Source organism: Campylobacter sp. RM16187, from assembly GCF_025319965.1.
GTDB lineage: Bacteria > Campylobacterota > Campylobacteria > Campylobacterales > Campylobacteraceae > Campylobacter_A.
This window is the reverse complement of the sequence record NZ_CP012549.1, coordinates 388,794-410,518: the sequence shown is the minus strand read 5'-3', so window position 1 is coordinate 410,518 and position 21,725 is coordinate 388,794. Positions and strand designations below refer to the sequence as shown.

The 21,725-nt window shown below is 33.0% G+C and carries 24 protein-coding genes; 7 read left to right on the top strand and 17 right to left on the bottom strand.

All coding sequences use genetic code 11. The features are described from left to right. Positions 1–646 precede the first annotated feature (646 nt). From CDOMF_RS02295 to CDOMF_RS02285, 3 genes are all read left to right on the top strand, one after another. Positions 647–1,804: a tyrosine-type recombinase/integrase gene (locus CDOMF_RS02295; RefSeq protein ID WP_260952271.1), complete on the top strand. Its 1,158-nt coding sequence runs from the start codon at positions 647–649 to the stop codon at positions 1,802–1,804. Between the two features lie 259 nt (positions 1,805–2,063). After that, positions 2,064–2,240 (top strand): type II toxin-antitoxin system RelE/ParE family toxin, encoded by a 177-nt coding sequence (locus CDOMF_RS02290; protein ID WP_336296823.1) that lies wholly within the window; start codon positions 2,064–2,066, stop codon positions 2,238–2,240. Beyond that, positions 2,227–2,499: a helix-turn-helix domain-containing protein gene (locus CDOMF_RS02285; RefSeq protein ID WP_260952270.1), complete on the top strand. Its 273-nt coding sequence runs from the start codon at positions 2,227–2,229 to the stop codon at positions 2,497–2,499. Before CDOMF_RS02290 ends, CDOMF_RS02285 begins: the two co-directional genes overlap by 14 nt. A gap of 770 nt (positions 2,500–3,269) precedes the next feature. On the opposite strand, the gene CDOMF_RS02280 is transcribed toward CDOMF_RS02285, so the two are convergent. The 3 genes from CDOMF_RS02280 to CDOMF_RS02270 are packed head-to-tail and all read right to left on the bottom strand — an operon-like array spanning position 3,270 to position 3,823. Further along, positions 3,270–3,455, bottom strand: a complete 186-nt coding sequence (locus CDOMF_RS02280; RefSeq protein WP_260952269.1) for a type II toxin-antitoxin system RelE/ParE family toxin — start codon at positions 3,453–3,455, stop codon at positions 3,270–3,272. Continuing rightward, complete coding sequence (locus tag CDOMF_RS02275; RefSeq protein ID WP_260952268.1) at positions 3,427–3,579, bottom strand: hypothetical protein; 153 nt, start codon at positions 3,577–3,579, stop codon at positions 3,427–3,429. The genes CDOMF_RS02280 and CDOMF_RS02275 overlap by 29 nt, the downstream gene beginning before the upstream one ends. Then, on the bottom strand, positions 3,560–3,823 hold the full coding sequence (locus CDOMF_RS02270) for a type II toxin-antitoxin system prevent-host-death family antitoxin (protein ID WP_169754966.1): 264 nt from the start codon (positions 3,821–3,823) through the stop codon (positions 3,560–3,562). Before CDOMF_RS02270 ends, CDOMF_RS02275 begins: the two co-directional genes overlap by 20 nt. Positions 3,824–3,931: 108 nt before the next feature. On the opposite strand from CDOMF_RS02270, the gene CDOMF_RS02265 reads away from it, so the two are divergent. Beyond that, positions 3,932–5,320, top strand: coding sequence for a restriction endonuclease subunit S (locus CDOMF_RS02265; RefSeq protein ID WP_260952267.1), 1,389 nt, complete (start codon positions 3,932–3,934; stop codon positions 5,318–5,320). 30 nt (positions 5,321–5,350) lie between these two features. Further along, the gene (locus CDOMF_RS02260) at positions 5,351–6,154 is read left to right on the top strand and encodes a tyrosine-type recombinase/integrase (RefSeq protein ID WP_260952266.1); all 804 of its coding nucleotides are present in this window, start codon (positions 5,351–5,353) and stop codon (positions 6,152–6,154) included. 16 nt (positions 6,155–6,170) lie between these two features. Here the strand turns inward: CDOMF_RS02260 and CDOMF_RS02255 are convergent, their stop codons facing one another. The 5 genes from CDOMF_RS02255 to CDOMF_RS02235 all read right to left on the bottom strand — a co-directional run bounded on the left by CDOMF_RS02255 (position 6,171) and on the right by CDOMF_RS02235 (position 13,590). Next, positions 6,171–7,742 carry a restriction endonuclease subunit S gene (locus CDOMF_RS02255; protein WP_260952265.1) on the bottom strand — a complete coding sequence of 524 codons (1,572 nt, stop codon included), beginning with the start codon at positions 7,740–7,742 and terminating at the stop codon, positions 6,171–6,173. Between the two features lies 1 nt (position 7,743). Continuing rightward, entirely contained in the window at positions 7,744–9,213 is a 1,470-nt protein-coding gene (locus CDOMF_RS02250; protein WP_260952264.1) for a class I SAM-dependent DNA methyltransferase, read from the bottom strand. Positions 9,214–9,221: 8 nt separating this feature from the next. Beyond that, entirely contained in the window at positions 9,222–11,507 is a 2,286-nt protein-coding gene (hsdR, locus tag CDOMF_RS02245) for an EcoAI/FtnUII family type I restriction enzme subunit R (protein WP_260952263.1), read from the bottom strand. Positions 11,508–11,609: 102 nt separating this feature from the next. Next, positions 11,610–13,289 carry a hypothetical protein gene (locus CDOMF_RS02240; RefSeq protein ID WP_260952262.1) on the bottom strand — a complete coding sequence of 560 codons (1,680 nt, stop codon included), beginning with the start codon at positions 13,287–13,289 and terminating at the stop codon, positions 11,610–11,612. Positions 13,290–13,323: 34 nt separating this feature from the next. Then, positions 13,324–13,590, bottom strand: coding sequence for a helix-turn-helix transcriptional regulator (locus CDOMF_RS02235; protein WP_260952261.1), 267 nt, complete (start codon positions 13,588–13,590; stop codon positions 13,324–13,326). 757 nt (positions 13,591–14,347) lie between these two features. Between CDOMF_RS02235 and CDOMF_RS02230 the strand changes: the two genes are divergently transcribed. Together CDOMF_RS02230 and CDOMF_RS02225 are read left to right on the top strand one after the other, a co-directional pair. Continuing rightward, positions 14,348–14,713 carry a type II toxin-antitoxin system RelE/ParE family toxin gene (locus CDOMF_RS02230; protein ID WP_211436673.1) on the top strand — a complete coding sequence of 122 codons (366 nt, stop codon included), beginning with the start codon at positions 14,348–14,350 and terminating at the stop codon, positions 14,711–14,713. Further along, positions 14,703–14,984: an XRE family transcriptional regulator gene (locus CDOMF_RS02225; RefSeq protein WP_169941595.1), complete on the top strand. Its 282-nt coding sequence runs from the start codon at positions 14,703–14,705 to the stop codon at positions 14,982–14,984. Before CDOMF_RS02230 ends, CDOMF_RS02225 begins: the two co-directional genes overlap by 11 nt. 162 nt (positions 14,985–15,146) lie before the next feature. On the opposite strand, the gene CDOMF_RS02220 is transcribed toward CDOMF_RS02225, so the two are convergent. The 9 genes from CDOMF_RS02220 to CDOMF_RS02180 form a co-directional block, all read right to left on the bottom strand. Further along, positions 15,147–15,821 carry a hypothetical protein gene (locus CDOMF_RS02220; protein WP_260952260.1) on the bottom strand — a complete coding sequence of 225 codons (675 nt, stop codon included), beginning with the start codon at positions 15,819–15,821 and terminating at the stop codon, positions 15,147–15,149. 103 nt (positions 15,822–15,924) lie between these two features. Then, the gene (locus CDOMF_RS02215) at positions 15,925–16,158 is read right to left on the bottom strand and encodes a hypothetical protein (RefSeq protein WP_260952259.1); all 234 of its coding nucleotides are present in this window, start codon (positions 16,156–16,158) and stop codon (positions 15,925–15,927) included. Between the two features lie 123 nt (positions 16,159–16,281). Next, a complete protein-coding gene (locus CDOMF_RS02210) occupies positions 16,282–16,776 on the bottom strand; it encodes a hypothetical protein (protein ID WP_260952258.1) in 495 nt (164 codons plus the stop codon). Between the two features lie 221 nt (positions 16,777–16,997). Then, positions 16,998–17,861, bottom strand: coding sequence for a hypothetical protein (locus tag CDOMF_RS02205; RefSeq protein ID WP_260952257.1), 864 nt, complete (start codon positions 17,859–17,861; stop codon positions 16,998–17,000). 164 nt (positions 17,862–18,025) lie between these two features. Beyond that, complete coding sequence (locus tag CDOMF_RS02200) at positions 18,026–18,640, bottom strand: hypothetical protein (protein WP_260952256.1); 615 nt, start codon at positions 18,638–18,640, stop codon at positions 18,026–18,028. A gap of 1 nt (position 18,641) precedes the next feature. Continuing rightward, entirely contained in the window at positions 18,642–19,364 is a 723-nt protein-coding gene (locus tag CDOMF_RS02195; RefSeq protein WP_260952255.1) for an alpha/beta fold hydrolase, read from the bottom strand. Between the two features lie 3 nt (positions 19,365–19,367). After that, positions 19,368–20,000, bottom strand: coding sequence for a hypothetical protein (locus CDOMF_RS02190; protein WP_260952254.1), 633 nt, complete (start codon positions 19,998–20,000; stop codon positions 19,368–19,370). Between the two features lie 129 nt (positions 20,001–20,129). Next, positions 20,130–21,134: a hypothetical protein gene (locus CDOMF_RS02185; RefSeq protein ID WP_260952253.1), complete on the bottom strand. Its 1,005-nt coding sequence runs from the start codon at positions 21,132–21,134 to the stop codon at positions 20,130–20,132. Between the two features lie 3 nt (positions 21,135–21,137). Then, on the bottom strand, positions 21,138–21,650 hold the full coding sequence (locus CDOMF_RS02180; protein ID WP_260952252.1) for a hypothetical protein: 513 nt from the start codon (positions 21,648–21,650) through the stop codon (positions 21,138–21,140). Positions 21,651–21,725 lie beyond the last annotated feature (75 nt).

The window sequence follows — 21,725 nt, the reverse complement described above, 5'->3', positions numbered from 1 at the left end:
AAAAACTTTATTTAGCTTAACAAAATACTTAATACTTCAGATCAAGAATAGCATATAATATTTATTGACGCTTAATATTAACTATTATAAAGAAATATGTTCAAACACTAATAAATCTAAAGAACCATAACTAAATTTTAAAATCCATTCACTGGATTAGAACCAGCAACTAAAAAGTAAACAATAGTTTTATTTAAACAATAGATATCAATACAACTGTCTTATAATAGATTTAATATAAAAGTGTGTCGCTAAGAGTATAAAGCGTAGCGACACAAATTCGACACACTTTTTTTCGGAATAGAATAGAATCAATAAGAAATTTAAGGAAAAAATAAGAAAAATTTAAGCAAAAATAGATCAAAAATCAAAGAAAAATAGTTGATTATGAGCTCGTATTTAAGGCTTTTTAAGAACTTTTTGGAAAGAAAAAGAATAAAACGGAAAAATAAAGAAAAAAATAGAACCAAAAGGAAATGGCTCCGGATGCTGGATTCAAAAATATATAATTCTTAAATACCCCAAAATACTCTATAAATCCCTAAAATACGCTATTTAATAGCTTAAGCATATTCTAAGTTACACTAGAATATCATGCATTTTTACAAATTTTGGGAACAAATAGGGAACAAATTTAGGGGATATTATGGCAGGAAAACTTAAAAATTACAACTTGTCGTTCGGGGTAAATAAATACCCCGGAATTTTCTTTAATAATCTAGCTAACGGCGACGTGGTTTTTTATATGAGAGTTACACTTGAGGGTAAAAAGGCAAACGTCAAAATCGGATCGAAATCCGAAGGCGTAAATATAACCTACGCGTATAACAAAAAGAAAGAATTCGACGCCAAACAAAGAAACGGAGAGCTTCCCGATAGCATATCTAAAAAAATAGTAGCCAAAAACAACAAAAACTCGCTTAAATTTGATGAGATCGCAGATGCCTTTTTTAACTACAAGCTAGAAAAAGAACCTGATAACGCTACAAACATAAAAGAGCAAAGACGAGATTATGAGATTTACCACAAGGATAAATTAGGCAGTCTAGCTACGACTCAGATCACTCCTGAAATGATAAACGAGCATCATAAGGATATTTCGCAGATGGTATCTCCTAAAACTAAACGCAAACTGTCACAATCTAGGATAAACGCTATAATGGGTATCGCTAGGACGATTTTTAACCATGCCATAAAGAATGATCTCATAAGTCACATTAGCCCATACAAGATAGAGCTAAAAAAACCAAACAATAAACGAGAGAGATTTTTAGAGCTTATAGAGATAGAGCTTTTACGTAAAGAAGTAGCAGCCAAAGAAGATTTTGCCTTAGAGCTGTTCGTTGAACTTGCGCTTTGTACAGGTGCTAGATTAGAAGGGGTTTTAAATATTAAGAAAAAGGATTTGTCACTTTCGACTAAGTCAGTTACTATTAGCGATTTTAAAACAAAGAGCACATATACTGGATTTTTAAGCAAAAGAGCATTAGAAATGATAAATCAAATTTATACCACCATATCTCCTAACGACTTTTTAGTAAATAAACCCAAAGCCACTATTCAAAATGTTTTACAACCACTTTTAAATAAGCTTTTTAATCAAAATTTAGATATAAGCGACGCAACCAATAGAGTAGTTATTCATACCCTTAGGCATACGTTCGCTTCGCATCTTGCTATAAAAGGCACTCCGATACTAACGATAAAAAAGCTAATGAACCACTCGGATATCAATCATACTCTAAGATACGCGAAACTAATGCCAGATAGTGGAAGAGAGATGGTGGAGATGTTGTATGAGTAATTTAACATTAAGACGCCAATCAAATCGGCGCATGAAATAAACCGCATTTTATATCATATATGGTATAATATAGTTTAGTTATACGAAAAAGGGTTGCGATGTGGAGCGTAGAGTTTGCTAACGAAGCCATAAAAGATGAGTTCTTGGGATTGCCGACTGGGCTCAGACAAAGAGGCTATAAAATGTTCGAGCTTCTAGAGGCCAGAGGCAATACTATGGGGGAGCCGTACACCAAAGCCTAAAGGACGGACTATTTGAGATACGTATAAAGTCTGATGAAGGAATAGAAGGAATAGCTAGAAGCATATATTGTTATGAAATCGGTAAAAGAATAATAATCCTACTAACTTTTGTTAAAAAAACACAAAAGACGCCTAAAAGTATATTAAATTTGGCAGAACAAAGATTAAAGGAGTTTAAAGATGGGAACCGTTAATTTTAGAGAAGTTTTAAAAGAGGAGCTAAAAAATCCGGAATTTAAAGCGCAATACGATGCGCTGGAGGACGAATATAAAGCCATAGAAGCTTTAATAGACGCTAGAAACAAAGCCGGACTAACTCAAAGCGAAGTAGCTAAAAGGATGGGCATAACCCAATCAGCTGTAGCCAGAATAGAAAGCGGAGCGTATAATATAAAATACAAAACATTCTTTAACTACATAAAAGCTTGCGGCAAAAGAGTAGCGATAGTGTGAGCAAGATTAACTATCTAGCAAACACTCAAGTCAATACAGAAGAAAATATTAAGCTTTGTTGATTCTAAAATCGGGGCTTTTTGCAAATACGACCGTTAATAATTTGGAAAGAAATAAGATCGTTAGGGTATAAATATATTTTAATTTTAACACGAAAAATCGAGATTTTTAATACGACTACAAAAATGAATACGGCTATATTATAGCGATGCTTGTTTTATCAAATAATATTAACTCTGCACAAAATACTCTTTTTTTGATTCTTATTTCTTGCTCAAAAACAATCTCTACTTTAATCTTTATTTATACTATAAGAAAACTAGCAATATCTTAATTTTGAAAATTTGTGCTAAAATATCAAATAAAAAATAAAAGTCAATTTCCCTATAAACCAAAATTTACTTTAACTTAATAAAAAACAATCGCTTATAATTCCATCATATAGTATTAGAGCTTGATACCATTTATCAGAATATTAAGAACAAATAACCCCCACATAGGACAATATGTTAATACTTACTTAGCAAACTCAAATGAGTTTGCTGTAAGGTCTTGGCAGACGGCCGATATTTTTCTTTGACCGGGCAAAAGAAAAATATGAAAACTTAGACGAAACTTTATCGCTCGAAAATGATTTTTTGTCGATAAAACGTCTAAGTTTTTTAATAGGAAGCTTTTAACGGATGGGAGTTAAAAGCTTATATGCGGTTGGTTTATTTTATAAAATTAATCAGTTTATATGAGTTTTTTGTCTTACAGATGCTTCTTTGTTACAAAACACTAGGCGTATATCTAACCGTAACTATAATCACGAGCTTCTTGCCTTCATCTATCCTATAGACTATAGTATAGTTTTCTATGAAAAGCTGCCTATAGCCAGCATTTGCATATATACCCACTTTTCTAGTAGCTCCCCTATAAGGCATCTCATCTAAGCTTAGTATAGCGGTCTCCATCTCGTTTACTAAATGCGGCGGTAGGATTAGATAAATTTGTAGCTATATATTTATATATACCATCTAGCTCTTCGTAAGCCTGAGGCGAAATTTTAACCCTATAACTACTCAAAATACTTTCCACGAAGCGATTTTAGGGCATCTTTGGCATCCAGCAGAGATCCTTCATCTTTAATCTTAGCTTCAGACGACGATATAGCGTTATCAATATCTGATATCTTAGTTAAAGACTCATAGGTTTTCATACTCATTACGACCAGATCGCCATATCCGTTTTTGGTAACGAATATCGGCTCGTCTTTGGCGTGACAAAGTTGGGAAATTTCATTCGTATTTCTTAAATCTCTTATAGGTACTATTTGAGGCATCAGTTCTCCTTTAAATTAGCATTATTATAGCATAATTATAACTATATTGTTTTAATGGATAAGAGATTAAATCTTTTAATACAATTAAAAACAAGGTTTGATCCAAAATTGTCAAGCCTGGATAATTTACATTATGAGAAGATAGGCAGAGAAACTCGCTGCATCGAAGATGAAATTCCGTTTGAGATACCGAGTAGCTGGACATGGGCGAGATTGAGGGAAGTTGTTTTAAGTAATATTGGTGGCGGAACTCCATCAAAAAGCAATCCTAACTATTGGAATGGAAATATCAGTTGGGCTAGTGTTAAAGATTTAGCCATGGATAGTTTGAATTTAAAAAACACATTTGATAAAATTTCAGAGCTAGGACTTCGCAATTCAACGTCAAACCTTATTCCGAGTGGAACTATTATTATATGCGCCAGAATGGGTCTTGGCAAAATAGTTATTTCCGACATAGATGTTGCTATAAACCAAGATTTAAGAGCATTGATATTTTCAAATTTCATTTTTAAAAAGTATTTTGTTTATTTCTATAAAACGTTAAAATTCAATGGACAAGGATTGACTGTTAAAGGTATTACATTAGATGAAATTTACAATATCTTAATCCCCCTCCCGCCACTGCAAGAGCAAAAACGTATAGTAGATAAGCTTGAAGAGATATTGCCGCTTGTTGAAAAGTATAAAGAAGATAAAGAAAAGCTAGACGAGTTAAATTTAAACTTTCCGTTAAAACTTAAAAAATCCATACTTGACTATGCTATCAAAGGTAAGCTCGTAGAACAAAATTTAGAAGATGAAAGCGTAGAAATACTGCTTCAAAAGATAAGAGAAGAAAAGCAAAGACTAATTAAAGACAAAAAGCTAAAAGCCGATAAATTCCCTCAATCTACTATTTTTATAGGTGAAGATAATTCCCCTTATGAGAAGATAGGCAGAGAAACTCGTTGCATCGCAGATGAAATTCCGTTTGAGATACCGAAGAATTGGGCGTGGGTGAGGCTGGGGGAAGTTGGTTTGATTTATACTGGCGATAGTATAAATCAAGCTCAAAAATTGGCAAAATATACGAATTTAAAAGATGGTAGACACTACATAGCTACAAAAGATGTCGGCTTTGATGGCGTGATAAATTATGAAAATAGCGTAAAAATTCCTTTTAACGAAAGTAAATTCAAGGTCGCTCCAAAAGATAGCGTTTTGCTTTGCGTAGAAGGTGGAAGTGCCGGTAAAAAGATAGGTTATCTTAATTACGATGTGTGTTTTGGCAATAAACTATGTTGCTTTAATCCATTACTGGTAAATTCAAAATTTATATTTTATTATTTGCAAAGTCAAATTTTCCTAGATAGTTTTACGCAAAAGATATCGGGTATTATCTCTGGTGTTAGTTTAAATGCCGTTAAAACCATAATTATAGCCCTTCCGCCCCTGTCCGAGCAAAAGCAAATAGTCAAAAAAATAGAATCGTTATTACCGCTTTTAAAATCTTGAATTTATAATCATAGTAAAGGAGACTTTACTATGATAAATCAGTTTAAAACTTATCTAACGAACCAAAATTTGTCGCAAAATACTATTTTTGCCTACATATTTGCTCTAAAGCAGTATTTAAGTCGCTATGATGATATTTCGCGACAAAATTTGCAAGCTTACAAGCTCTACCTCATAGAAAACAACAGCCCAAAGACAGTAAATTTAAGACTTCGCGCGATTAACTGCTACCTTCAAAGCATAAAAAAGCCCAAGCTACAGTTAAGTTTTGTCAAAGTTCAACAAAAAAGTTTTTTGCAAAACATTATCAGCAAGGCAGACTATGAGTACTTTAAGTCTTGCCTGCTAAAAAATGGGCACAAAAAATGGTATTTTGTCGTGCGGTTTTTGGCGGCTACTGGCGTGCGTGTAAGCGAACTAGTTAAATTTAAAGCTGAGCATGTTGTGATTGGCTACTTTGACATATACTCAAAGGGTGCAAAAATGCGACGAATTTATATTCCCAAATCTTTGCAAGTCTCGGCAAAAAAGTGGCTCGATGAGAGCGGCATAGAAAGCGGCTTTATATTTTTAAACAGATTTAGCAAACCCATTACGCCGCGTGGAATAGCTAGTGAACTTAAGAAATTTGCTAGGATCTACGGACTTGATCAGTCGGTTATTTATCCGCATTCTTTTCGTCATCTTTTTGCTAAAAATTTCTTAGCTAGTTGCAACGACATCGCGTTCTTGGCTGACTTGATGGGGCATACTAGCATCCAAACTACGCGAATTTATCTACGCAGAACGGCCGCCGAGCAACGTGAGCTAATAGATAGCGTGATAGACTGGTAGCCTACTTTAGGCTACTTCACAAAATGTCTACGAATTTTAAAAGCTCTTCTATCTTTGCGACTATACGTTTTTGTTCGGGTAGTGGCGGAAGGGGAATTAAAATTTGAGAAACTTTTTGAACAGAAACAAATTCAAATGTAGTTTTGCCTGCTAAATTTAAAAGTGTACTTTTTAATGTCGGCATCACCCAAAAGAGAAATTTAGCATTACAAAAAATTTTATATTTGGTTTTTATAACAATGCCATTAAATTGCTGATTGGTAGTAAGTGGAATTTTTGTTATGGCGTATTCTCCAATCGAAGCCGTACAGCATAGTAGAATAGAATTTGGTGGAAGCAAACGTTTAGAATTTTCTCCAATAGCTTTTTGTGAGATAAATTGTCTAGTTGATGATATTTGCTTACCACATTCTCTCATATCATCAATTGTAAACCAAGGAATATCTCCATTTTGCCAAAAATCCGCATTTGATCGCAGTGGTGTAAAGCCATTGATAATATCGCAAACTTCCCCCAGCCTCACCCACGCCCAATTCTTCGGTATCTCAAACGGAATTTCATCTGCGATGCAACGAGTTTCTCTGCCTATCTTCTCATAAGGGGAATTATCTTCACCTATAAAAATAGTAGATTGAGGGAATTTATCGGCTTTTAGCTTTTTGTCTTTAATTAGTCTTTGCTTTTCTTCTCTTATCTTTTGAAGCAGTATTTCTACGCTTTCATCTTCTAAATTTTGTTCTACGAGCTTACCTTTGATAGCATAGTCAAGTATGGATTTTTTAAGTTTTAACGGAAAGTTTAAATTTAACTCGTCTAGCTTTTCTTTATCTTCTTTATACTTTTCAACAAGCGGCAATATCTCTTCAAGCTTATCTACTATACGTTTTTGCTCTTGCAGTGGCGGGAGGGGGATTAAGATATTGTAAATTTCATCTAATGTAATACCTTTAACAGTCAATCCTTGTCCATTGAATTTTAACGTTTTATAGAAATAAACAAAATACTTTTTAAAAATGAAATTTGAAAATATCAATGCTCTTAAATCTTGGTTTATAGCAACATCTATGTCGGAAATAACTATTTTGCCAAGACCCATTCTGGCGCATATAATAATAGTTCCACTCGGAATAAGGTTTGACGTTGAATTGCGAAGTCCTAGCTCTGAAATTTTATCAAATGTGTTTTTTAAATTCAAACTATCCATGGCTAAATCTTTAACACTAGCCCAACTGATATTTCCATTCCAATAGTTAGGATTGCTTTTTGATGGAGTTCCGCCACCAATATTACTTAAAACAACTTCCCTCAATCTCGCCCATGTCCAGCTACTCGGTATCTCAAACGGAATTTCATCTTCGATGCAGCGAGTTTCTCTGCCTATCTTCTCATAATGTAAATTATCTTCACCTTTGAAGATAATGCTATCAAATTTTGACGGCTTGATCTTTTTCTCTTTTATAAGCCTATCCTTTTCCTTTCGAATTTGCTCTACTAGCTTAGATGCCGGTTCGTCATGCGGATCTTGCGGTACTAATTTACCGCTGATTGCTAAAATTAAGATGGAGTTTTTTAGCTGTTGTGCCGTCATCTTACGCCTTTTGATTTAATATCTCTAAAATTTTAGAGATCGTATCATCGATGCTGGCATTTAGCTCCGCTCTATGTTTTTGATATTCGGCTATTAGCACAAACGGGTCTTTTACCTCTTCGCTCTCACTTGGAAAACCGCAAAGATCAAGATTGTAATTTCGCTCTTTTATCTCGTTTATAGTAAAGCATTTTGACTTATCAAAGCCATCAATGTTGATCTCTTCGCGATTATCCCACCATGATATCACGGGCGTAAAATGCTCGAACTTCATCGGCTTTGTCTTGCTGAAATTTTTTTGTCCTTCAGGCATATCCAGGCGGTAAAACCAAATTTTGCTTGTCGGCTCACTAGCGTTAAAAAATAAAATATTTGTCGTAATTGAAGTATATGGCGCAAAGACTGAATGCGGCAAACGTACGATAGTGTGTAGGTTAAATTCGTTTAAGAGTTTAGTTTTTATAGCCACCTTTGCATTGTCGGTACCAAATAAAAATCCATCCGGCAAGACAACAGCTGCACGACCCTTAAATTTTAGCCTAGCCATTATGACGTTCATAAATAAATCCGCAGTCTCTGAGCTTCTAAGCTCAATAGGAAAGTTACTTTTTATGTTATCTTTTTCACTGCCTCCGTATGGTGGATTCATCAAAATCACATCAAATTTATCCTCTGGCGTGTAGTCTCTAATATCCTTTTCTAGTGCATTATCGTGGTAAATTTGCGGATTGTCAATGTCGTGCAATAATAAATTTGTCGCGCTTAGCAAAAACGGTAACGCCTTTTTCTCAATACCATAGACGCTATCTTTATAAATTTCTCTCTCGTCTGCAGTTTGTATCTGCAAGTCTAGTTCTTTAAGTGCCGATGTTAAAAATCCGCCGGTTCCGCAAGCAAAATCCGCAACTTTTTCTCCAATTTTAGGCCTAATCATCTTAGCCATAAAGTCGGTCACGGCGCGCGGCGTATAAAACTCTCCGGCGTTTCCAGCGCTTTGCAAGCTTTTTAATATCGTTTCATAAATTTCGCCAAACGCGTGTCTCTCTTTAAAATTTTCAAAATTTAGCTCGTTTATCACGTTTATCACTTGACGAAGCAAAACTCCGTCTTTCATGTAGTTATTATTGTCCTCAAATGCCTTTTTTACGATGGCTTGGCGAGTAGTGGTCTGTGGGGTGATGGTGATATTTTTTAGAGTTACGAAAAGCTCGTTATTTACAAAATTTAAAAGTTCGTCGCCGGTTAATGCCTTGCCGTCTTTGTTATCTATCGCCCAGCTGGAGTAGCGCAAATTTGTTGGCATAATAGAGCGATAGTTATCGTCATCGATCTCCCATTCGCTCTCTTTTGCATCGTAAATTTTTAAAAACAATATCCACGTTATTTGTTCTATTCTTTGGGCATCTCCGTTGATACCTGCATCATTTCTCATAATGTCTTGTAGTCTTTTTATAAAATTTCCTAAGCTCATATTTGTCCTTATGCTGCATAAATTTCTTTTTCAAGTTCTTTTATGGCTTCAAAATACTTCTCTTTTCCACCAAAAAAATCATTTACTATTTCTAGCATCCCACCCATATCTCTAAACGGATCATTTTTTAACACATTTATATTTTCTAAGTCATTTATGCCGTTATCTGCATATTTATCAATAAGTTTTAATAAAACCCCTCTTGCTTTATCGGAGTATTTGCTCAAAAAGTCTCGCTTTTTGACGCCGTCTGCACGCTCTTTTCTGGTGCGTGGCGGTTTGTTATAAGCTATATGACAGATCAGATCAAACTCATCTAAATTTACAAACTCAGGCTTTATCTTTAGCTCATCTAATAATACGCCGTGATCTTTTAACTCATTGACAATAGCTTGTTTTTTGCTTTGCGCGTCCCAGCTTGTTATGAAATTTTCAAGGCTTTTAAACTTAGCTAAGATGTTTTGCCTTGAAAAATCTTTAAAGTCGCTAGCGATGAGGTTACCGTTTTGATCGTAAATTTGCTCTAACTCGTCTAATACTTTGACTTCAGTGCCATTGATCACGATTTTTCTTTCACCGCTTTTTTCTTTATCTTCTTTTGGCTTTGGCGGTTTTTCTTCTGTAAAATTTGCTTTTGCCGGCAAATCGTCTTCTTTTATCGGCTCTCCATCAAATTTAGGATCCGCAAAAAGACGACTAACGCCCCTAAAATCCAAAATCGTAAAATGCGTCTTGCCAAAATCCTCCCTAAGCCTCGTACCGCGGCCTATGATTTGCTTAAATTCGGTTATGGAGTTTATGCAGCTATCTATTGCAATAACTTTGCAGGTTTTGCAATCAACCCCAGTTGTTAAAAGCTTTGACGTAACGGCTATAACAGGATATATCTCATCCGGTCTTGAAAATCTCTCTACCATAGTATTTACGTTCAGTACGTCGCCGGTAATTTGGGCGATATAGTTGGGGGTTTGTCTTACTAAATCGCTATTTTCGTTTCTTAATGCTTCACACATCCTTTGTGCGTGCTCTATATCTACGCAAAAGACTATAGTTTTAGCCATGCGGTCGGTGCTTTTTAAAAATTCACTTATGCGACTAGCCACAAGCTTTGTTCTATTAGTTAAAACCAAATTTCTATCGTAATCTTTTATGTTGTAAATTTTATCTAGTATCTCATTGCCGTAATCATCAAGCATGCCTTCTGGCGGCCTATACTCCATTAAGTCCACATCAATACCAACACGGATAACTTTAAACGGGGCTAAGAAGCCGTCATTTATACCTTGTTTTAGGCTATAAGTATAGATAGGCTCCCCAAAATATGAACTATTTGATATTTCATTATCCTCTTTAGGCGTGGCCGTAAGACCGATATGGGTAGCTGATTTAAAATAGTCTAAAATTTTGCGCCATTGTGAGTCCTCTTTAGCAGATCCTCGGTGGCACTCATCTATAATGATTAAATCAAAAAAATCTGGGCTAAATTCACGAAACGGCTCATTACCGTCTTCATCTACTAGCTGTTGATAAAGCGATAGATAAATTTCATACGAACTATCAAGTAGTTTGTCTTTTATCTTGGTCATTTTGTTGCTAAATGGTTTAAAATCGCCGGCTTCACTTTGATCAACCAAGATATTTCTGTCTGCTAAAAATAAAATTTTCTTTTTTGCGCCAGCGCGATATAGCCTATGAATAATCTGAAAAGCTACATAGGTTTTACCAGTACCTGTCGCCATAACTAGCATCAATCGCTTTTTGCCGTTAGCAACGGCTTCAATGGCTCTATTTATGGCTACTTGCTGATAATATCTTGGCTTTTTGGCACCTTGGTCATAAAAATATGGCTCCTGTATGATTTTAAAAGCTCTTGATGAAAAATGTTTATATTCCAAAAATCGTTGCCAAAGCTCATATGGAGTTGGAAATTCATTTAGAGCTAACTCACGCTGAGAGCCGGACAAAAAATCAAATTCTATAAAGCCACTGCCATTTGAGCTATATGCAAATGGAGCATCAAGCATTTGTGCGTATATTTTGGCTTGTTCCAATCCGTGCCTAACACCGTGACTATCATCTTTCGCTTCTACGATGGCAAGCGGCAAATTTAACTGATAACTTAGGACATAATCGGCTTTTTTAATACCGACCTTATCCCTTTTTGCGACGTTGTTTATCAAATTTATTCTGCCATCGGTTATTTGATACTCCATAGAAATTTGACTCATCTTGTCCCAGCCGGCTTGTTCGATGGCGGGTGTTATAAATTTTAGCTTTACGTCTTCTTCGGTCATTTTGCTACCTTTAAAAACTTCCCTATAATAAAAATTATGAGAAGTTTAGAAAATACGAGATTATATCCAAAAATTTAGTCAAAATTAAATAAACCCCGTATATTACATCTCCATCCCACCCCTACTATATATCTTGCCTTTTATCTCATTCTTTACCTCACTTGGTTCGTCATTTAGTAGCTTACTAAAATTCGGTATTAGATTGCTTATTTTTGAGATAAAATTAATAACCTTTGTTTTAAAACTTTCTAATATAGATAACTTATCCTGTAAATTTTCTATCGTTTCGTCTTTAACTTTTACTTCTTCTTCCAGCTCGGATATTCTTTGATCTTTGCTATTTATAGAAGTTTGTAGCTTAACGATCTCGTTTTGTTTGTTGTCATTGTCTTCTTTCAAAGCTTCTTCGTTTCTTTGCGATGCTTCTAGTTCCTCGTTTCTTTCTTTTAAGTATCGGTTTACTCCTTCTTTGTTTTTTAGCTCTTCGTTGGCTTTTTCAAGCTTGCTTTGCAGGGCGTCTTTTTGATTTGCTTTTTGTTTCAGTTGGTCTATTTGGGCTTTGTCGGTCTCAAAAGCCGTTATTTGATTTTGTAGTTTGATATTTTTATCTTCTTCTTTAATTAGTTGCAACGAAAGCTCGCTTATTCGCAAATTCCTATCTTTTATAATATTGTCTTGATTGTTTAGGTTCGCGTTAATCTCTTTTAGCTTTTTATTCTCTTGGATTAGATTTTCGTTGGATTGATCCAGCTCGTTATTTTTTGCAATTATCTCACCCTTGTTTATTAGCTGATTCGTTAGCTCGTAAACCCTTTGTTTTAGTTCTTTGTCGGCAATTATGTTTATATTATCTTGCATTTTTTCTAATACTAAATTCGTAAGACTCGCTACAAAAGCCTTATCGTCCCCGATTTCCAGTCTAAAATAATCTTTGCCAAACATAGACTCTTTCTTTTTTATATGCTTCCTTGCTTCATCGATTATAGATTGTCTAATTTTATTTTTAAACTCTTGCTCAGTACTATACTCTTTTTCGGTTTTGTGCATTTGTTTTATATTTTTGTGCCTCATCTTGCTACCAGGCTCGCCGCGCAATGCTATACCCTCAAACGCCGCCCCTCCCATTTCTTGCATGCTTCTGCCGAATTTACTCGTATTTCCTTTTCCGTCGAATCTTAAATTTCTATGTTCTTTAAAGAGATAATTCGTAAAAATAAGCTGATAATGTTTAGTCTTTTCGTCGTTGTGCTCGCTAATCAATAAACACTTTACACCGTATTTTGCACAGTATGATCTCGCAAATCTAAGGACTCTGTCAAGCGAAACTTGGGCGTTGATAAAATTTACTTCGGTTTTATTTAGTCCTTCTTTGGGTTCTTTATTCCGATCGGTACCGAAACTTATGACTATTTCGGAAAACCCGACCATATTTTCTCGCCAACGATTCTTTACCACCTTGCCGTTTTTATATGTTTTTGATTGGGCTTCGTAATCGGCTTTCATTTTTTCGTGGTATTTTTTCAAGAGCGCTTTTATATACTTTCTGTCGTTAAATTCCCTATCGCTACTAGGCATCTCTCGCATATTGCCGTTATCGTTATATTCGCTAAGCACTATGTATCTATTATTTCGGCTGTTACCTCTAAGATATCCAATCTTAGAGGCGTGTTTGACCTCTCTAACATTGTGCTCATACCTTATAATAGCCTTTTTGAGCGTCAAGAATTCGCTTCTTACACAAAGAACCAGGCTGTGTCCGCCTATTTGAAGAGCATTACTCATTTTTGATCCTTTTCTTTATTATCTACTATAGAAATTAAGAGCATGTTTTAACCCTTTTTTGAAAAATATAAGCTGCAATATCAGTTATCGCAAATGCTATGCGAGAATTCTTTGCATCTCCCATTTTGATATAACGTGGAATATCCCTGCCCTGCGATATACGAAGATCAAGAGTGGATACACCGATGCCAAGAACCGCTGCGGTTTGCTTTCTGTCTAAAACCACCTTTCCTTTATATTGGCTAGATATGTGCTCAAGAAGCGTTTTGTATCCTACGTCGTTATATAGTTCATTAAGCATATTATTTTTCTCCTTCTGCTTAGTTCTTACATAACTAATTACAGCAACTTTTCATTTACTTTTAGTATTTTGAATGGTTTTTGGGTAGTTTTTGAAAAATTTTTAATACTCTATGGTTCTTTAGAGTATTTTAGAGTAGTCGAGAGTAAAAAATTGTTTTCCTGTTTTTAAAAACAAAAATAAGGTATCTTAGATTAACTTAGAAAGCTTGGTAGGAAATTGGAATATTAAAAAATTCGGGAACAAATAGGGAACAAATTTTATAAAAGTAAGAAAACTTAAAGCTCTTGAAATATCGGTAAAATCGGGGTTTAAAAGGGATTTTCGGGCATAGATGGCTCCGGATGCTGAATCAGAACCGGATTGCATTAAACACCGTATTTTAGGCACTTTAAGCTTACGAAAAAATCGTTAGTGACTCACTTTTGACTCACTTTTTTTCGGAATAAAATGACATAAAATTTGAAATCTTTAGAAATAAAATGGAAAAAATCGGAAAAGTTTTTGTTAAATTTCACAAATTTTTCAATCGGTTTTCAAAAGGTAAAATTATAAAAATAAGTTAAATCCCTAAGTTTAGGGCTTTAAATGATATGAAAAAAAAATGATAGGTTTTTTATGTTTAATGAAATACCGTATTTTAGGGCTTTATAATTAGTTAAATATCTTATTCTTTGCCTGTCTTAAAAAATTGTTTTTTATCTTGATTTTTTGTATCTTTTTAGATACAATTATATAAAAAATAAGAAAGATTTACTTGCAAAAGATAGTTGATGTATATTTTTATAAAACTTCTCTTGGCAATGAACCAGTTAAAGAGTGGCTATTATCTCTTGATAAAGAAGATAGAAAAATAATTGGTATGGATATACAAGAAGTTGAATTTGGTTATCCTATAGGAATGCCTTTAGTGAAAAAATTAAACAGCAAATATAAACTGTGGGAGGTGAGAAGCGATCTGTCTAGTGACAAAATAGCTAGAGTCATCTTTACTATTTATAAAGATTATATGATTTTGCTTCATGGATTTATAAAGAAAGATCAAAAAACACCGCAAAAAGATATAGATAAGGCGATAGAAAGACTTAAGAATATAAATTTAGGAGATTTGGATGAAGAATAAACATATTGGAAGTAGCTTTGAAGAGTTTTTAAAAGAAGATGGTATATATGAAGAGGTATTAGATACTGCCATTAAAAGAGTTATAGCTTATCAAATTCAAGAAGAGATGAAAACTCAAAAAATTACTAAAACAAAGATGGCTCAACTTATGAAAACAAGTCGTAGTGTGGTAGATAGGATGCTAAGCCCTACAAATAGCTCTCTTACGTTAAATACTCTTGTATCGGCCGCTAACGTACTTGGCAAGAAATTAAGCATAGCTATTATTTGATGTTAATAAGTGAAGAATAAGTATTTTTTTAATTTTAAATCCTTATAAAACATGTTTCAATTTCTGTGTATCTAAAATCCTCCCTTTTTTATGTTTTTCTATATTATATAATTTTGAGGGATACTTATTAGAAGTACTGTTATCTTTTGGCATAATTTTCTCCTATTTACAGAATTTGTAGTTTTTATCTAAATTTTCAATTTGTAAATTAAAATTTTGCAATAAATATTCATTTACTTGTTTATAATCTTGCTTTGTCATTAAATAGACATTTACGGCATTTTTTTGATTGTCATAAAAAACTATGGTGCAAAATAGTATAAATTTATAATCTTTGTTAATTAATAAAGCAACTAATTTTGCTAAACAAGCAAGTAAATTTGACAAAATTAAAAATAAAGGCACGATTATTATTCCCAATGTAAAAATCCAAAATCGTTGTAAAGAACCGTCTGGTATCTTACCGAGCATAGGATAAATACTTTTTTTAACCCAAACAATATTTTGTTTTTCTACTGTTATATCTCGTTTATCCCAATAAACTTTATCATTACACAAATATACTTTTTCAGGTTTTCTAAGTTTTCTGATTAAGTCAAAAAAAGCCCAAATATTTGCAACAACAAAGCCAATCACCATACCTGAGAACCTAAAGCCCTGAGTTTTTAGGGCATGAAAGAACACTTCACTAAATTTACCTAAACTCCAGTCAATTATACCTGAGAAAAATGTAGCCCAAATAACAAAAGCATCTATAAAGCACAAAAAAACAAAACCATACATTATCATTATAAAGTTATTTTTAATCATTAGTGGAGCTTTATCATAATCTCTCAAATTTATTCCTTCACAACTCATACCTTAAATTTCCCTTCTCCAATCTCTTGATAAGTCATTTGTGCTAAAAGCCCTATTTCTGCAATAATTTGCTAATGATTTCTTATTTCTTAACTCCCTTAGGATTATTTTCAAGTTTTCTGTCAAAATTTACTAAAACAGATCCTATATTTAGATCCATTTTCGGAAAAGTTTCTTCTACGAGATATATAGTGTTTTTACATACATAATCTCCTTTAAAAGGAACATCTAGCATATGCTCTACTAATGTTCCAAAGCTAAAATATCTCTGCTGAAAAGCAATAGTTTCATTTGTTTTATTATCTATAATTCTCATTGTATCAGAGTGAAAGAATTTAGAAGCGAACCAATTTAAATTTACTTTGTCATATAATACCGTATAGTTTGTTTTTTGGCATATTTTCTTTGGCTACTACATTTTTAATCACGACTCTATCTATTAAATTTTTATTTTATTTATATTTTCATACTCCCTCTTGCTTTCTTTATTCATAATATCCACATACTCTTTGTGCTCTTTTGAATTTCGCTTAATCTCTGAACTCTCTAGTTTTCTGTGAAGTTCTTCTCTGGAATGCCAGTATGTAGCGCCGGCTTCTCTATATTCATTTATAGCATTTATAAAATCTTTATACTCTTGCGATTGTTTATCAAACGAGAGTATCATTACATTACCATCAGGTAAATTTAAAGCCATAGTTTTTAAATGAATGCCATCTAGATAGTTATTGAACATATCTTTTATATATTTATCCGCAAATCCACCAAATACATTGTCCTCAAAGTATATACTCTCAGGATACTCTATTTTTTCTTTAATGAAAGGCTTTGGAGTAGTGTTACAATAGTAAAAGCCTAGTATGTTTGTTATGATAAGATTATGGGCAATAAGTAAGGAGATGACACCTAAAATAATATATCCTTTTTTACTCATTTTAAAACACTTATATATAACCCAGCCTATAGTTATATAAAAAACAACAGTATAAATATGCCCATTTTACACTTCTTTAAAGTATAAAATGGACGTAATAGTCTTTTTAACATTTTCTTGCATATTTATCCTTTTTTTAAATTTTATAAAAACCAGACAAAAAATATTTTTGATAGGCCTTAAATTTAATATAAACTTATTTGATCAAATTTATATGAAATTTAAGAAGCCAGCTTGCAGTCTTGCACATATTCATCCGAGTATTCATCTTTATGTTTTTCAAGTTCAGTGTAAGCTTTAGAAGATATGCCCGATCCTATGAAAGGGTTTAAGTTTATTAGAGCGTATAAATTTTCAATAGAACTATTAGAATTTGGTATAGTTGAATCAGGATTAATTAGTTGGATATTAAAGTTGATATTATTAGTACTGTTTTCATATGCTTGACAAATATCTATTATGTCTGTTTTATTAATTGCTTTATTTATTATCTTATCTATCTTTTGCATTGTTTGTTCGGCTATATCATCAACCCCTCCTTTGAATATAGCCTTTGATGATTTATGTAGTCCGCTCAAATAACTTGTTACTTCTTCACTAGTTCCGTTTTTTATCATGTTATCGTAAAAGTAGAAAATTTTAGTTAAGTCAACACTTGAATGGCTTTCACCTGATACTTCTATTTCTTGTCCGGCATTAAGACCGGTTCCTGCTATTAAACTAAGACCGTCTTTGGCTACAATGTCTGTTATCTTGGGATTATGAATATTTTCTATACTCAAAGCATTTAATAATGTACCCGGTAGCCCACCGATCCCAGGCGCATTGAATGTATAAGTGTGATCAACCACTTCCGGATGTTTAATAGTTAAAATTTGAGCCAAATATCCTCCAAGAGAGTGTCCGACTACGGTTATCTTTTCATTAGTGGATATAATACCCTGAGATACCAATTTATTGTAGTAACTCTCCAAGCTTATTTCTTGTAAATTTACGCCCGCAAGGGCTAATTGGAAGTCGTTGTATAAGTCTTCAATAGTATTAACAGGTCTATTAAGTGCTACATCTGTACCTCGTATTGCCAATATTTTTTCATTATTTGTGTTTATATAAAGACTTGCTTGAAAGCCGGTAACTAAACTAGAGAATTCGGTTGTCACTATTTTATAGCCATCAGGGATTCTCATACCATCGTCGTATAAAGCACTTGCCAACTGTGCATAAATTTTGTATGTTGAAAAACTATTGTTCATCTTTTATCCTTTAAAATTTGTTTTATTTGATCACGTAATATAAATCCACTATTCCAATCTATATAACCGCAATTTATTCCACTTTCATTCCCGCCTACTGTCATTTTATGGAGTTCGTTCGCAATAAATCCATTTGGCAGATAAATTGTATAAACTTCAGCCACGACACTTCCTTGAAATTTATTATATACGTTTATTGTATGGATTTTTTGTACGGATTTTGGGCGTGAATATGAAATCCAATCAATGTAAAATTCATCTATATCTTCTTTTTTATAGTCTTGCTTTACAATCCTAATTTCATAATCTTTTTCTATATTGCATTTGTATTCATAAACGATGCGGTTTTTAACGTCGATAAAGCTGACGGCAGAAAGTAATACCGCCAGTACAAAAGCAACTCTTTTGTCGAATTTTATTTGTCTTTTTTGAAAAATGCTTAGAAACAATGGTGTTAAAAATATGGAAAATAAAGTAGAAACGCCTGATATGATTAAGCATGTTAGCATTAACGCTAATTTTAGTATTTTATTTAAATTTGACAAATAAATTTGATTTATCACTATTGCCCAAGTAAAAGAAATTATAAGTATTAAAATAAACGCTAGCATTTTATGCAACTCTCCATATACTTTCGTTTGAATTCGTTCCTGAGACCTCTATTCTCTCTCCGAATCTTTCTTTCCACCATAAATTTGCTATATGGCTGAATGCATCTTTAGCTCTTACATCTGTTACTGAAGTAGTCATTGAAGTGTTTTGATAGTTATGGAAGGCTTCGCCTATCTTATATTCAACATAATGTTTAAAATTTACCTGCTCGTTTCCTAACCAATAATACTTACCATCGCTATCCTTATAAATTTTACGGTAATTTAAGCTCATTCTGCTAGGAGAGTTAAAAGTATAGCAATTATCAAACAAAGAAGGATACATCTTAGATGCTATTTGAGCTAGTGTTCCACCAAGAGAGTGTCCAACTATTGTAACCTTAGTATTTCCAGAGATTAGATCGCTACTATTCTTAAGTCCATCAATAAATCTAATCATATCAGTAACTTGGCTTGCAGGAACAGATTTTGTGCCTAATTCTGCAACATCGGCGACTAAGACGTCATAATAAAACTGCTCTAAAGAATTAGTTTCCGTTCCTCTTAAGGCTAAAATAATCTCATCCTCTTTTTGATATAAGGTAGCAGAAAAACCACTGGAATTTGCAGGACTGTTTTGTCTTACAGTATAGCCGTTTTTAGTAGGATCATTAACTTCTATTGTTTCATAAGCTATATCCGCTAGCATCGCCATATCTTTATATATTGAAAACTTGCTACTCATTTTTTACTCCTTGATTAAAAATTTTTCTAATAATAATTTATTCGTATCTTTAGCCTCACAATACTTGCCATGGAATGTATGTGAAAGAGTTGACACTTTTATGTTTAAATTATCATAAGGCATAAAAACATTGTATGTTCTTGCAATAAGTTTTGTTTCATCGTAAGAATAAACATCTCTATCATGCACAAGCATAGTTGTGTTAGGGCATTTATCTCTATCCTTCTTACATTCCTCCACATTTTTTGTTATTTTAAATTTATATTTTTGGTTTCTTATATCCTCAATAGAGTAGTTATTATCCACTATCTCTATATAATACTCCTTATTTTTACACATCTTTTGAAATTTGTATAGATTTATCGCATTATGGCAGTACAAATATCCAATTAATGCTAAATTTATTAATACAAATGCGATATGAATTTTTGGCTTTATTTTATAGAAAAGAAAAATTGCCGGAAGCATTATAAAAACTATAACAGGTTGCATCCACCATATAAGCAGAAGTATCGGAATAAGAATTAATATCCTAAAGGCAATATGAACTTTGATACTTGAAAGATAATAAAATAAAAAAGCCCAAAGAAAGCTATAAAATGTCAATAATATAAAAACTTCCCTTACCGTATTCATTTTAATCCTTTATAAGAAGCGCTGTGTGCCACACATCTATCCTTTTTTTATTTTATAAAAACCAGACAAAAATATTTTTGATAGGTCTTAAATTTAATATAAACTTATTTGATCAAATTTATATGAAATTTAAGAAGCCGGCTTGCAATCTTGCACATATCCATCCGAGTATTCGTCTTTATGTTTTTCAAGTTCAGTGTAAGCTTCAGAGGATACGCCCGATACTATAAAAGGGTTTAGGTTTATTAGGGCGTATAAATTTTCAATAGGAATAGAAGAGCTTGAGAATATAGAAGCAAGGGATGAATCTTTAGTTAAGATATCCAAGCTTAATGAATTTTCGGCTGCATTATCAACCCCTAGCTTTTTAAATTCTTCATTTAATTTTTCATAACCTTTGCCTTTGTGAATAAGTGCTGTAGATAAATATGCAAGTGTTAATTCTTTATAGGTTATATTTGGATTAAAATGTTTTAAGATATCATTATGTTCTTTTATAGCTTGGTTTAGAGTGGCTATACTATGACCTGCAATAAAATTATACTCCATATTTTTACCAAAAATCGGGATAAAATATCCAAGATGATCACCAACGATGTTTGTTGCAAAATTTGAAAGAATATCACCGTTTAAAGCACCTTCGTCTTGGTAAGATATGTTGTAGATGTTGCTTTTAGCAAAGTCTTTCATAATTTCAGAATATATTTCATACTCTTGGTAGTTTAAAAGATTAGCCCCGAAAGGATTGTAAGTATACCCTCTAATACCAAATTCCAATCCCAGCTGAGCAGTTAATATACCACCTAAACTATGTCCCGTTAGAGTTAATTTAGACTTGTCGATGTTAAAGTTAGATATAGATTCATTCAAAAACTTAACCGCATCATAATATTGAGGAGTTTTTTCGCCATACCAACTTTTAGCGTCTTTTATTTCATTTGTTCCTCTAAAAGCCAAAACATATTCTTTTGTTTTCAAATCTTTATAAAGAGTTGCGTAAAATCCTGTCCCTTTATTTTCAGATATACTTAATACTTCATAATTCTTGTCATCCGTTAACCCCTTTTTCTGATTCTCATATATAAGCTCTGATAGCTCTCCGTATTTGGTCACTTTTTCAATTGAATTTGACATAATTTACTCCTTAATAGTGTTAAACAGTTTTTCATAAAACAAATCATTGACTCCGCAAGCTTCCCTGCTTTGAAACCAAAACTCCCCAGTGCCCGTATTTAAAAAAGGATAATCATATATACTTTTTATGACAGGTCTTTTTGCGATAGCTTGACCCGTTTTATTATCGATGACGGCCAAATAAAAGCCGCTTATAAAATTAGTTACTATTTTTGGAAATTTTATTTCCATCGTAGTTATATTGTAGTCAAATTTATAGTCTAAATTTTCATGATTTTTTAGTCTATATTCATATTTTTTATCTAAGCCTATACCGTCTTTAAAAAATTCACTATCACTATCTAACTCGACGATATCTAAAATATCTACCCCGGTATCTTTTTTAACTCCTATAACAGGAAAATAATCTTCCACAAGCCACGAACTTTTTTTTATATAAGGATACAATTTATTTTCATTAATCCAGCCGTATGACATAATGGAATCGTCTAGATAAAATATTTTTCCTTTTTTCACGGGAATAATAAAATGATCCAGATTACCACAGTAATAACCTGCCGCAATCTTGGAACCAAAAAACCCGCTCCAAGG

Excerpts from the sequence above, each read along its gene's own strand:
- CDOMF_RS02295 (WP_260952271.1), top strand. The coding sequence starts at position 647 with ATGGCAGGAAAACTTAAAAATTACAACTTGTCGTTCGGGGTAAATAAA.
- CDOMF_RS02285 (WP_260952270.1), top strand. The coding sequence starts at position 2,227 with ATGGGAACCGTTAATTTTAGAGAAGTTTTAAAAGAGGAGCTAAAAAAT.
- CDOMF_RS02280 (WP_260952269.1), bottom strand. The coding sequence starts at position 3,455 with ATGGAGACCGCTATACTAAGCTTAGATGAGATGCCTTATAGGGGAGCT.
- CDOMF_RS02270 (WP_169754966.1), bottom strand. The coding sequence starts at position 3,823 with ATGCCTCAAATAGTACCTATAAGAGATTTAAGAAATACGAATGAAATT.
- CDOMF_RS02260 (WP_260952266.1), top strand. The coding sequence starts at position 5,351 with ATGATAAATCAGTTTAAAACTTATCTAACGAACCAAAATTTGTCGCAA.
- CDOMF_RS02255 (WP_260952265.1), bottom strand. The coding sequence starts at position 7,742 with ATGACGGCACAACAGCTAAAAAACTCCATCTTAATTTTAGCAATCAGC.
- CDOMF_RS02250 (WP_260952264.1), bottom strand. The coding sequence starts at position 9,213 with ATGAGCTTAGGAAATTTTATAAAAAGACTACAAGACATTATGAGAAAT.
- hsdR (WP_260952263.1), bottom strand. The coding sequence starts at position 11,507 with ATGACCGAAGAAGACGTAAAGCTAAAATTTATAACACCCGCCATCGAA.
- CDOMF_RS02240 (WP_260952262.1), bottom strand. The coding sequence starts at position 13,289 with ATGAGTAATGCTCTTCAAATAGGCGGACACAGCCTGGTTCTTTGTGTA.
- CDOMF_RS02235 (WP_260952261.1), bottom strand. The coding sequence starts at position 13,590 with ATGCTTAATGAACTATATAACGACGTAGGATACAAAACGCTTCTTGAG.
- CDOMF_RS02225 (WP_169941595.1), top strand. The coding sequence starts at position 14,703 with ATGAAGAATAAACATATTGGAAGTAGCTTTGAAGAGTTTTTAAAAGAA.
- CDOMF_RS02215 (WP_260952259.1), bottom strand. The coding sequence starts at position 16,158 with ATGAGAATTATAGATAATAAAACAAATGAAACTATTGCTTTTCAGCAG.
- CDOMF_RS02210 (WP_260952258.1), bottom strand. The coding sequence starts at position 16,776 with ATGAGTAAAAAAGGATATATTATTTTAGGTGTCATCTCCTTACTTATT.
- CDOMF_RS02200 (WP_260952256.1), bottom strand. The coding sequence starts at position 18,640 with ATGCTAGCGTTTATTTTAATACTTATAATTTCTTTTACTTGGGCAATA.
- CDOMF_RS02195 (WP_260952255.1), bottom strand. The coding sequence starts at position 19,364 with ATGAGTAGCAAGTTTTCAATATATAAAGATATGGCGATGCTAGCGGAT.
- CDOMF_RS02190 (WP_260952254.1), bottom strand. The coding sequence starts at position 20,000 with ATGAATACGGTAAGGGAAGTTTTTATATTATTGACATTTTATAGCTTT.
- CDOMF_RS02185 (WP_260952253.1), bottom strand. The coding sequence starts at position 21,134 with ATGTCAAATTCAATTGAAAAAGTGACCAAATACGGAGAGCTATCAGAG.